The organism is Leucothrix pacifica (assembly GCF_003172875.1).
In the GTDB taxonomy this organism is placed as follows: domain Bacteria; phylum Pseudomonadota; class Gammaproteobacteria; order Thiotrichales; family Thiotrichaceae; genus Leucothrix; species Leucothrix pacifica.
Genome location: NZ_QGKM01000088.1, coordinates 1 through 11,094, shown reverse-complemented (window position 1 = coordinate 11,094; position 11,094 = coordinate 1). Strand labels below are relative to the sequence as shown.

10 protein-coding genes are annotated in these 11,094 nt (G+C 49.0%); 6 read left to right on the top strand and 4 right to left on the bottom strand.

Features of this window, described 5'->3' with window-relative positions; all coding sequences use genetic code 11:
- Positions 1-35 precede the first annotated feature (35 nt).
- Positions 36-2,126, bottom strand: coding sequence for a protein-disulfide reductase DsbD family protein (locus DKW60_RS21150; RefSeq protein ID WP_109839655.1), 2,091 nt, complete (start codon positions 2,124-2,126; stop codon positions 36-38).
- A gap of 286 nt (positions 2,127-2,412) precedes the next feature.
- Here DKW60_RS21150 and iolB point away from each other — a divergent pair, with 286 nt between their 5' ends.
- From iolB to DKW60_RS21120, 6 genes are all read left to right on the top strand, one after another.
- Positions 2,413-3,207: a 5-deoxy-glucuronate isomerase gene (iolB, locus tag DKW60_RS21145; protein WP_109839654.1), complete on the top strand. Its 795-nt coding sequence runs from the start codon at positions 2,413-2,415 to the stop codon at positions 3,205-3,207.
- Positions 3,204-5,117, top strand: a complete 1,914-nt coding sequence (locus tag DKW60_RS21140) for a bifunctional 5-dehydro-2-deoxygluconokinase/5-dehydro-2-deoxyphosphogluconate aldolase (RefSeq protein WP_109839653.1) — start codon at positions 3,204-3,206, stop codon at positions 5,115-5,117. The genes iolB and DKW60_RS21140 overlap by 4 nt, the downstream gene beginning before the upstream one ends.
- A 53-nt stretch (positions 5,118-5,170) precedes the next feature.
- On the top strand, positions 5,171-7,024 hold the full coding sequence (gene iolD, locus DKW60_RS21135) for a 3D-(3,5/4)-trihydroxycyclohexane-1,2-dione acylhydrolase (decyclizing) (RefSeq protein WP_109839652.1): 1,854 nt from the start codon (positions 5,171-5,173) through the stop codon (positions 7,022-7,024).
- 28 nt (positions 7,025-7,052) lie between these two features.
- Positions 7,053-7,955, top strand: coding sequence for a myo-inosose-2 dehydratase (gene iolE / locus DKW60_RS21130; protein ID WP_109839657.1), 903 nt, complete (start codon positions 7,053-7,055; stop codon positions 7,953-7,955).
- 258 nt (positions 7,956-8,213) lie between these two features.
- Complete coding sequence (locus tag DKW60_RS21125) at positions 8,214-8,468, top strand: DUF6290 family protein (protein ID WP_109839651.1); 255 nt, start codon at positions 8,214-8,216, stop codon at positions 8,466-8,468.
- Positions 8,449-8,859 carry a type II toxin-antitoxin system VapC family toxin gene (locus DKW60_RS21120; RefSeq protein WP_109839650.1) on the top strand — a complete coding sequence of 137 codons (411 nt, stop codon included), beginning with the start codon at positions 8,449-8,451 and terminating at the stop codon, positions 8,857-8,859. Before DKW60_RS21125 ends, DKW60_RS21120 begins: the two co-directional genes overlap by 20 nt.
- Before the next feature lie 2 nt (positions 8,860-8,861).
- Here DKW60_RS21120 and DKW60_RS21115 read toward each other — a convergent pair whose 3' ends face one another.
- From DKW60_RS21115 to DKW60_RS21105, 3 genes are all read right to left on the bottom strand, one after another.
- Positions 8,862-9,110 carry a MoaD/ThiS family protein gene (locus tag DKW60_RS21115; protein ID WP_109839649.1) on the bottom strand — a complete coding sequence of 83 codons (249 nt, stop codon included), beginning with the start codon at positions 9,108-9,110 and terminating at the stop codon, positions 8,862-8,864.
- Entirely contained in the window at positions 9,107-10,738 is a 1,632-nt protein-coding gene (locus DKW60_RS21110; RefSeq protein ID WP_245929756.1) for an NAD(P)/FAD-dependent oxidoreductase, read from the bottom strand. The genes DKW60_RS21115 and DKW60_RS21110 overlap by 4 nt, the downstream gene beginning before the upstream one ends.
- Before the next feature lie 67 nt (positions 10,739-10,805).
- Positions 10,806-11,094 (bottom strand): aldehyde ferredoxin oxidoreductase C-terminal domain-containing protein (locus tag DKW60_RS21105; protein ID WP_219988863.1); only part of this gene is annotated, 289 nt, incomplete at its 5' end.

Sequence of the window (11,094 nt, the reverse complement as noted above, 5' to 3'; positions counted from 1 at the left end):
AGCTGGTGGTTGTTGAGTTAACATATCGTTCTCCTTTACTTTGTTTTTAAAGCATTAATCACAAGGTCGGGGGTTAAGATCTGAGGTAATACTTCAGCTTGCTTCCCGGCCGCATAAAACAAATAAAGCGGCACACCACTGCGGTCGTGCTCGTTTAATAAACGGGTAATCGCATCGTCGCGATTAGTCCAGTCACCTTTTAGATAAGTGATACCGTTGTCTTTAAAGACCTGTTGTACTTCCGGTTGATTCAGCGCAACTTGCTCATTCACCAGACAGGTAATGCACCAATCCGCAGTGAGATTGACAAACACCGGCTTTTGTTGATCCCGCAGTGTCTGAAGTTTCTGCGGGGAATAGGCTTCAATAGCGACACCGTTGGTTGTAGCAGTGCTTGAACTGTTGCTTAGATTGACTGATGTCGGTTTAAACACTGGTAAGGTCAACATGCCAAGTGATGCAAGGAGTGCTGCGATGAATCCGATTTTGCGCCAGCGGTTTGTATTGCCAGAGATTAGCCACAGTGCCAAGGTCAACAGAATCAATCCACCCAAGGCTGCCGTCATCCCATTGACGCCGACTTGACGACCTAACACCCAGAGCAGCCACAAGGCGGTAGCGTATAGCGGGAAGGCCATAAGCTGTTTGAAGGTTTCCATCCACGCTCCGGGTTTTGGCAGGAAGCGCAGCCAGCCTGGAATAAATGACAGCAATAAAAACGGCAAAGCCATGCCTAAGCCGAGCAGGGCAAAGATGATGAGCGCGGTGCTTGCCGACTGTGTGATGGCATACCCCAAGGCGGTTCCCATAAAAGGAGCAGTGCAGGGACTGGCAACCAACACGGCAAGCACACCAGTAAAGAATGAACCGGTATAACCGCTTTTCTGGCTCAGTGAATCACCGAATCCCATCCAGCTTGAACCAACGTTAAATAGTCCGGATAAGCTCAAACCGAGCGCAAATAATAAATAAACCAGTAGCGCGATAAACAGTGGGCTCTGTAGTTGGAAGCCCCAGCCGATTTGTTCGCCACCAGCCCGTAGTGCCAGTAGTACGCCTGCAATCAGCACAAATGACAGCACCACCCCCACTGTGTAGGAGAGTCCGTGCATACGTTGTTGTGCTTTTTGAGATTGGCCATGTTGAACCAAACTTAGTGCCTTCAGAGACAGTACGGGCAACACACAGGGCATCAGGTTAAGCAGTAAGCCGCCAGCAAATGCCAGTAAGCCAATCAACCATAATGTAGTTGCAGGTTTCTCTGGCGTGACTGTGGTATCGATTGGAGTGAACTGTGCGATTTGTTCAGGCGTTGCGACCGTGGCTGGTGTGCTTAGTTGGTAAGCCTTTTCATTGAGTAATAGCAATCCTTCATAAGAGGTTTGTAGCTCAGTGAAGTAGGGGCTGGACTCTAATTGTATAGAGAGTTTACCGGCATCACGTGCCCAAGGCTGGGCGGTGGCATGCTCGATTAATCCATTATCTACGGGGAAGTACCATAGCTGATCGCCTTTGTTTAGCTGTAATTGTTGTGGGATGTCGATTTGCAGGCGAAAGCCATTGTCCGTCTGAAATAATTGCGATGCGGTGGGTAGTGTTTCAGGGAGTTGTCCGCGCGTTTTGGCGAATTTCTTAGTCCAGCGTGAATCCTTTTCCGGACTGTTTGCTGATACTGGTAGGTCAAGTTTAAGTTCAGCACTGCCCGGTATACAGATCTCTTTACACACCAGCCAACTGAGATTTGCCGTCATATTGAACTGATCAGAGGCCAGGGACGCCGGCGGTGAAATCTGAATCGGTAGCAGCACTTCGCCGTCATATCCCAAATTCACTAAATGACTGACGGGAATGCGATGTGGCGCTGGCCAAAAAATATCACCAGCTTGCGTTCCCTCTGGCAGTGTCCACTTCACTTTGGGAGCAGCACCGGAGTCGCCGGGGTTCTTCCAATAAGTGTGCCAATGGTCATCCGGCTCAAGCCTTAAGCCCACCCAGAAAGGTTCACCAGCTTTGACACTGCTTACCTCGCTGAGCAGTTCAACTTGAATATGTTTGTCATCAACCGGATTCGCCAATGAATAGAGTGGCGCTAGTACCAGGAATAATATCCAATACCAAAATTTCACGATGTGCAGCCCTTGCTTAACTTAAGTGGTTAACCACGTTCATGGTTTCTTGTAGATTGTTTACGGTTTTGAGTAGTTACCGGATCACTATACCGCAATCTCTGGCGTTTATTATTTACTGAAAGTTAATTCCTCTGGTAATGATTTAACGTGCTTGAGGGCGGTATATAATTCAAATAATAGAAATTTCATTCTAAATAAATAAAATATGGAAAATTCATTCCAAAAGACAGATAATAAGATTCATTAGGCTGCAGCCATTATGTATTCACCAGAGGAAGAGATCATGAATTTACTACGCCGCCCTGAAGCCGGTGAGAATGGTCGTTACCATCATATCACCCCGGAAAATGCCAATTGGAAATATGTGGGGTTTGAAGCGTATGACCTGAAACAAGGAGAGACCCTGACATTAGCCGCGAGTGATAATGAGCTTTGCTTGGTGCTGCTTTCTGGCAGAGCGGATGTAACGACTCCGAATTTGCAACTATCCGATATTGGCGATCGCATGGATGTGTTTGAGGACAAAGCGCCTCATGCGGTCTATGTGAAAAATGGCGAAGCCGTCACAGTGAAGGCAACAACCGATCTTGAGTTGGCGGTGTGTGCGGCACCGGGTCATGGCAATCATGAGTCTCGTCATATTGCACCGGCTGATATGTCCCGCGAAGCACGTGGGGAAGGCACTAATACCCGCCATGTCTGCAATATACTTCCAGACAATGAGCCGGCAGATAGCTTACTGGTGGTAGAAGTCAAAACGCCTAACGGCAATTGGTCGAGCTATCCGCCTCACAAGCATGATCAGGATAATATTCCTGCAGAATCTTATCTTGAAGAAACCTATTACCACCGGCTCAACCCCAGTCAGGGCTTTGTGTTCCAGCGTGTGTTTACGGATGATCTGGAGATTGATGAGACCATGTCAGCCAGTGATAAGGATGTGGTGATGGTGCCACGTGGTTATCATCCGGTTGGCGCGCCACATGGTTATGATTCCTACTATCTCAATGTGATGGCTGGGCCGAAGCGTACCTGGATTTTCAATAATCACCCGGATCATGAGTGGATGCTGAAATGAGTGAGCGCGAATTAGATATTATTTGTTTGGGGCGAGCTGCCGTCGATTTCTATGGCGATCAGATCGGTAGCCGTTTGGAAGACATGGGGAGCTTCTCCAAATACCTCGGTGGTTCTTCCTGCAATATTGCGTTTGGTTGTGCTCGATTGGGACTAAAGTCATCCATGCTGACGCGTGTCGGTGATGAGCATATGGGGCGATTTGTACGCGAGGAATTGCAGCGTGTAGGTGTTGATACCAGCCACATTGTGACAGACAAAGAACGCCTTACCGGATTGGTGATTTTGGGGATTAAAGATCAGGACACATTCCCGCTGATTTTCTATCGCAATGATTGTGCTGATATGGCGGTGAGCACTGAAGATTTTGATGCAGACTATATCGCTAAAGCAAAAGCGCTATTGATTACCGGCACACATTTTTCCACTGAGAACACTTACCGCACCAGCATGCAGGCGATCAAATATGCCAAAGCAGCTGGCACGAAGGTGGTGGTCGATATCGACTATAGACCAGTGTTATGGGGGCTTACCAGTCTGGGCGATGGAGAGACACGTTTTATCTCCTCCGAAGGCGTTTCCGCCCATCTCCAGACTGTTCTTCCGTACTGTGATTTAGTGGTTGGCACTGAAGAGGAAATCCATATTGGCGGTGGCAGCACCGATACCATTACCGCTCTGAAAAAAGTTCGTGAGTTGAGTGATGCGACCATTGTGCTAAAGCTTGGCCCGCTGGGTTGTACCGTCTTAAACGGGCCGATACCAGACAGTATGGATGACTTTGTGGTGCACCAAGGCGTGCGCGTCGATGTGCTGAATGTATTGGGAGCGGGCGATGCTTTTATGTCCGGCTTCTTGCGTGGCTGGCTGCGTGGTGAGGATGATCAGACTTGTACCGCTTATGCTAATGCCTCCGGTGCGTTGGTGGTGTCACGTCACGGTTGTGCGCCTGCGGTGCCGACTGAAGAAGAATTGTTTTACTACCTAAAGCATAGCGATGATATTCCACAGCCGGATAAAGATCCTGCCTTGAATCAGCTGCACCGCGTGACGACGCGCATACCGCAGAGCCGCCCGGAGGTTTGCGTGTTGGCCTTTGACCACCGTAAACAACTCACCGATATGGCGGATGAAACAGGAGCAGACCGAGCCTGCATTCACACCCTTAAGCAATTGCTGGTGAAATCTGTTGAAAAAGGCATACAGGAAAGCGGCCTGTCACAAAGCGCGGCGGGTGTGTTGATTGATGATACTTTCGGGCAGGATGCATTAAACGATATAACTGGCAGAGGCTGGTTTATCGGGCGACCGGTTGAATTACCGTCGTCTTATCCCCTAGAGCTGGAAGGCGGGCGTTCTATTGGCTCGCGGCTTAAAGAATGGCCGCTGGAGCACATCGTTAAGTGTCTGTGTTTTTACCATCCTGATGATCCAACTGATGTGCGTTTAAAGCAGGAGCGGCAAATCGCTGAGTTGTTTAAAGCGTGTCAGGCAAGTGGCCATCAATTGTTACTGGAGTTTATTCCACCGGCAGGTTCAACGGTTGAGGATGACACGATGTCACGTGCGCTGGCGCGTATGTATAACCTCGGCATTCGGCCGGATTGGTGGAAACTGCCACCGCAATCGGAGGCTAGCTGGGAGTTACTCACGCAGTTAATCAATCATCGTGATCCGCATTGTCAGGGCGTGGTGTTACTCGGTCTGGCGGCCAGTATGGCGAGCGTAAAACAAGGATTCAAAACTGCCGCAGCTTACCCAATCTGCAAAGGCTTCACTGTTGGTCGCACTATCTTTGCTGAAGAGTCCAGACAATGGATGCTGGGCGAGATAGATGATCAGGCGCTGGTGGATGGCGCTGCCGCAAATTATTTGGAATTGATAAAAGCCTGGCGTGAATGGCGGGGATAGATCCCAAAAGCCACCGACGGCGCTAACAGAAATCATTGAGAGGATAACAGGACATGAAAACCATCAGACTAACCATGGCACAGGCACTGGTGCGCTTTCTGGAGGCTCAGAAAACGGAGATCGACGGTGAAGTGTTGCCGTTGTTTGCCGGTGTTTTTGCGATCTTTGGTCACGGTAATGTCGCGGGTTTGGGTGAGGCTTTGTCCCAACATCGCGAAACGCTACCGACCTTCCGCGGGCACAATGAGCAAAGCATGGCGCATGCTGCAATTGCTTATGCCAAAGCGAATAATCGCCGCCGTATGATGGCCTGTACCAGCTCAATTGGACCTGGCGCTACGAATATGGTGACTGCTGCAGCACTGGCACACGTGAATCGTATTCCGGTATTGCTATTACCGGGTGATGTATTTGTAAGCCGTACGCCTGACCCTGTGTTGCAGCAAGTGGAGCACGCGGGAGATCCGACGATTAATGCCAATGATTGCTTCAAACCGGTGAGTCGTTATTTTGACCGCATCTCGCGTCCGGAGCAGATCATTACCAGTCTTCCGGTGGCGGTTCAGACTTTATTAGATCCTGAAAATTGTGGCCCCGTGACCATCTCATTACCGCAGGATACACAGGCTGAGGCCTACGATTATCCGGAAAGTTTCTTTGCTGAGAAAATCCATCATCCGCGTCGGATTCAACCGGATGCGCGTGAATTAGCCGCGGCAATCGAGACATTAAAGCGCGCAGAAAAGCCGTTTATTGTGTCTGGCGGTGGTGTGCTGTATTCCGAGGCTTATCAGGAGCTACGTGACTTTGCGGCCAAACACCGCATTCCTGTTTCTGAGACTCAGGCAGGTAAGGGCGCAATGCAATGGGATCATGAAGCCTATGTCGGTGCTATTGGAGTGACCGGAAGTCACGCTGCGAATGCACTGGCGGGCGAGGCCGATGTGGTAATGGCGATCGGCTCACGCTTGCAGGATTTTACGACCGGTTCACGCACTGTATTTGCCAATCCTGATGTCACTTTGCTGCACTTAAATGTCGGCTCTCATGATGCCGGAAAACATAATTCGCAGCCGCTGGTTTGTGATGCGCGAGTGGGTTTGTCACAGCTAACCGAAGGCTTAGGCGACTGGCAAGCACCTGCGTCGTGGTTGGAGATGGGGCAACAAAAAGCGGCGGAGTGGAATGCTTATTATGAGGAAGCTACAGCACTGACTGAAACACATGATACTGAAACGGGTCGTCCGACGGATGCACAGGTGTTGGGAGCGGTAAAACGCACCGGTGAAGCCAGCGATATCGTGGTATGCGCGGCGGGTACCTTACCCGCTGATATGCACAAATTCTGGCGTACTGAGCAAGTGAATAGCTACCATTTGGAGTATGGGTTCTCCTGTATGGGTTATGAAGTCGCCGGTGGTATGGGCGCAAAAATGGCGCATCCGGATCGCGAAGTGATTGTCATGGTCGGTGATGGTTCTTACCTGATGATGAACTCCGAACTAGCCAGTAGCGTGGCGCTGAATCAGAAGATTATCGTAGTCCTACTGGATAACAGAGGCTTCGGTTGTATCAACCGTTTGCAGCGTGGCACGGGTGGTGAGTCATTCAATAATTTATTGGATCACGGTACTGAAGGGCAGACGCCCAATATTGATTTTGCTGCACATGCCCGCTCTATGGGAGCAACCTCCGAGCATGTGGCAAGCCTGACCGAACTGGAAGAGGCACTGGGTAGGGCCCGAGCGGCCACACACTCCTATGTGGTAGTGATTGATACTGACCCATTCAAAAGCTCTGAGGGGGGATCGTGGTGGCAAGTTGGCGTGCCTGAAGTATCGGTCAACGAGAATGTCGTCGCAGCACATGAAAGCTGGGGTGCTGGCAAAAAGCATCAGCCTTATTAAAAAACACTGTTTAGTTGAGATTAAAAACATGAGCGTAAGAATTGGAATTAACCCTCTGACCTGGACCAATGATGACATGCCTGAACTGGGCGGAGACACACCATTGGACGTTTGTCTGAGTGAAGGAAAGCAAGCGGGCTATTCAGGATTTGAGCTGGGACAGAAGTTCCCGCGCACCCCTGAAGTACTCGGGCCGATTTTGTCTGGCCACGATTTGGTCTTAGTCTCTGGCTGGTTTAGTGGTGGTGTTTTGGAGCACAGTGTTGAGGACGATATCGAAGCGATTAAGCCGCACCTGCACTTATTAAAAGAGCTAGGTTCAGACGTGCTGATTTACTGTGATACTTCGGGTAGTACGCAGACGGACAAAAGTAAATCAATTACTGAGCGCCCGATAATTACCGATGAAGCACAGTGGAAAAAGTTTGCAGAAGATGTGACGGCGGTTGCTGATTACGTGGCTTCACAGGGTTTGAAACTGGCTTACCACCATCACATGGGAACCACGGTGCAGACAGTGGAAGAGGTGGATATGCTGATGAAATATGCAGGTGATTCAGTGGGATTACTGCTGGATACCGGTCATATCACTTATGCCGGTGGTGATCCGGTGGATGTCCAACAACGCTATGCTGACCGTATTCGTCACGTGCATTGTAAAGACATTCGCCGTGAAGTGATGGAAGACAGTATTAACCGTAATAGCAGTTTTCTGGACTCTGTATTGAATGGGGTGTTTACGGTTCCGGGTGATGGTTGCGTAGATTATCCGGCGGTGTTTAAGGGCTTGAAAGAAAGCAACTATAGTGGCTGGTTAGTGGTTGAGGCGGAGCAAGATCCTGCAGTGGCACATCCGTTGACTTATGCCAAGATGGGGCATGCTAATTTGGCTAAGTATTGTGCGGATGCGGGGATTGAGGTTTCTGCTTAGGCTTGGTGGCTTAGGAAATAATCCCCTCAAAACGCTTCGACTCCTTCGTCGTAAGGCGCTTATTTGAGGGAATTATTTCCTTTAGTTTGGCTAACGATTGTTTGCTTGATAGGCATGCTTTTACAACAACACTCAGTTGCGAATCACCCTGAAACAATAATTGATTAATGAGTGTTTTGGCATCGAAGCGATTCATTTGCCAATCGTATCTAATATAATTACAATAACTGTAATACATATGTAATACAGGAGTCTGGTATGTCCATTTCAATCAGATTAGAAAAGCCGATAGAGGAAGCACTCCGCAAACAAATCAAAACTCAGAAAGCCACACTTTCCGCGTATGTGCGCGATGCTATTTTAGAAAAAATCGAGCGAGAGAAGCAGCTGAGACCCAACCCGTATGAGCTTGGTAAAACACTGTTCGGACGTTACAGCAGTGATCGCAGTGACCTAAGTACTAACCGTAAAGCCATTCTCAAGGAGAAGCTGCGTGCAAAGCATCGTCATTGATAGCGGGCCACTGATTGCTTTGTTTAATGGGAATGATCGCTACCATGAGCAGGCGGTCCGTTTTATACAAAATCTTCAGGGGAACCTCTACACGAATATTGCCGTCATCACGGAAGTCGTGCACATGCTCGATTTTTCACAGCAGGCACAACAGGATTTCCTTACTTGGGTTGAACAAGCGGTGATTATAGATCAGGGAACGGTTGAGGATTGGGAAAGTATTATTCAGTTGCTTCAAAAATACGCTGACTTACCGGCGGACTTCGCAGATGCTTCTTTAATCGTACTTTGCCAGCGACTCAATACACTTGATGTCGCTAGCATAGATAGTGATTTTACGGTATATCGAAACTACTTAAAGAAGCCGTTCAATAACCTGTTTTGGGACTGAATTCATCCACCCGCCACCGGCGGAAACACCGCCAGCACATCATTTTCCTTAAGCGGCAGCTCTCGCTCATTCGGCTGTAAATAAACCCCATTCACCAGCACTAAATGTGCCAGTTCCCGTGGCACATTAAAGCGGTCAATCAGGTCGTAAGCCGAAGTGGATTCATCCACCTCCAGCGGCAATTCATGACGATCTGCCTCCGGTGGTAGATGCTCCATTAATGTCGCAAACAGTTTAAAGGTCACCTTCATGAATGGTTACCAGTGATTGAAACGTAAGCATCCATAAAATTCAGCGGATTCTCCATCAAGCGCTCTTTCCAGACGCCTAGCTTAGATTTGCTTTGAATCAGACCACGCAGTGAGCCGATATTCTGGGTGATGCCAAGTGTATTAGCGCCGACCAGAATGTCATCTTTAAACTGCAGCCGAATGTAGCGATATCTCTCCGGATCAACCAACTCACTGTGCTCGCCACCTTCAACGCCTTCCCATGTGCCGTATGATGTTGAGATAAGGTCGAGTGTTGATAGGATATTCATCTCCAAACTCCCTTTATAGAAGCTTGAATTGTCCTTCACCATATTTTTGCCGGTGACTGTTCCGTGATCTGCTGCGGTTGGTTGAATCGCATGAACTGTATAGCTTCCGGTGGAGAAGTCGATACCCTGAGCAACATCACCAGCGGCATACACATCCGGAATATTGGTTTGCAGGTTGTGATTAACCAAAATACCCTGATCAATATCGATCTTACTGTCTTTAAGGAATTCAGTATTACTCGCAACACCTGTTGCAGAGATAACGAAATCAGCAACAATCGGCTCGCCTTTAGACAGATGAACTTTGACTTGCTCACCACTGTCTTCGATGCGTTGTACCTGCGTTTCAGTCAGCACAGTCACGCCTTTAGATTCGCACCAGCTTTTCAACATACCACCGCATTGCTCATCCAGCATACGTGGCACCATGCGGTTGTCCATTTCAACTACCGTTAGATTTGCACCGCGCTTAACTAAGGCTTCCAGAATGATGCAACCGATGAAACCAGCACCAATTTGCACAACCGTAGAGCCGGGTTTTACGTGTTCAATGATTTTACGCGAGTCTGCCAGATCCCAGCAGTTTCCAACCTTAGGGTTATCGATTCCCGGAATCGGTGGCGTGAGGGGGTGTGAGCCGGTCGCGATAAGGAGTTTGTCGTAATCAAGCGTCAAGCCGTCGGTGGTTTCAACCTGCTTATTGTCGGTATCAACAGTTTTTACAAGATCATTAATCACCTGAATATCTAAGTTCTCATAGTGATTGTCTGTCTTACGCAGATGAGTACCTTCCGCTTCAATATTCTCTTCCAGATAGTAAGGAATCGCCATGCGTGAGTAGGGCGCTTCAGGCTCATCACCAATCACAGTGATGATGGCATCTTTGTCGAGCTTACGAATCGTTTCTGCTGCGACCACGCCTGCTGGCCCTGCACCAATAATGATATGGCTTGTACCTTGTGCGGTGGCTGTTGAATTGTCTTGTGACATTGTTTCTTGTTGAGCCTCTGAGCGTGTTGTTTGGGTGTTGGTTTGTATTGCAGCAGTGTTTGAGGTGTCTGAATCCGTAGTAGCCGAAGCAACTGATTCAGTAACACTGGAAGCGGCTGCAGTAGTTGCACCAGCCATGGCAGCCGCCCCAGCTTCAACAGCTTCTTTTGCTGTATTCAGTGTAGCATCAACAGTTGCCGAAGCATCACTCGTGTTAACACTGCTAGTTGACTCATCAGCCTTTACAGTTGAGTCAGTGCTGACTGTATTCTCGGCAACAACATTCTCTGGTGCTTCACTTGCGGCAGGCTTGCCAAAAAACGAGCGGATCATCGAAAATATGGACATAAATATTAGCCCTCATTCTAAAATTCTTGGGATTAAAAAGGGCGACCGAAGCCGCCCCAGAGGAGGATCAAACCAAGTTTAATCGTGATCGCGTTTCATCGGTTGGTACGCCGTCTGCCGTCCAGCCACGCAAGGAGTAATACTCCGGAAGCATTTGATCCAGATCAGCGACACGACCAGTCGCCGGACCAACTTTAGCGGCTTCTTTTAACAGGCGCTTAGGCAGGGTGTCTTGCTCGCCAGTAATGCCCGCTTTGATATTGAAGTCACGCTCCATATTCCAGATGCGCTCACCCACTTCCAGTAGTTTCTCAACTGACCAGTCGCCTTCACACGCCGCATCGACCTGAGGTGAG

Bases quoted from the DNA above. Each gene is read 5' to 3' on its own strand.
- iolE (WP_109839657.1), top strand. From the start codon at position 7,053: ATGAGCGTAAGAATTGGAATTAACCCTCTGACCTGGACCAATGATGAC.
- DKW60_RS21115 (WP_109839649.1), bottom strand. From the start codon at position 9,110: ATGAAGGTGACCTTTAAACTGTTTGCGACATTAATGGAGCATCTACCA.
- DKW60_RS21125 (WP_109839651.1), top strand. From the start codon at position 8,214: ATGTCCATTTCAATCAGATTAGAAAAGCCGATAGAGGAAGCACTCCGC.
- DKW60_RS21140 (WP_109839653.1), top strand. From the start codon at position 3,204: ATGAGTGAGCGCGAATTAGATATTATTTGTTTGGGGCGAGCTGCCGTC.
- iolB (WP_109839654.1), top strand. From the start codon at position 2,413: ATGAATTTACTACGCCGCCCTGAAGCCGGTGAGAATGGTCGTTACCAT.
- DKW60_RS21110 (WP_245929756.1), bottom strand. From the start codon at position 10,738: ATGTCCATATTTTCGATGATCCGCTCGTTTTTTGGCAAGCCTGCCGCA.
- iolD (WP_109839652.1), top strand. From the start codon at position 5,171: ATGAAAACCATCAGACTAACCATGGCACAGGCACTGGTGCGCTTTCTG.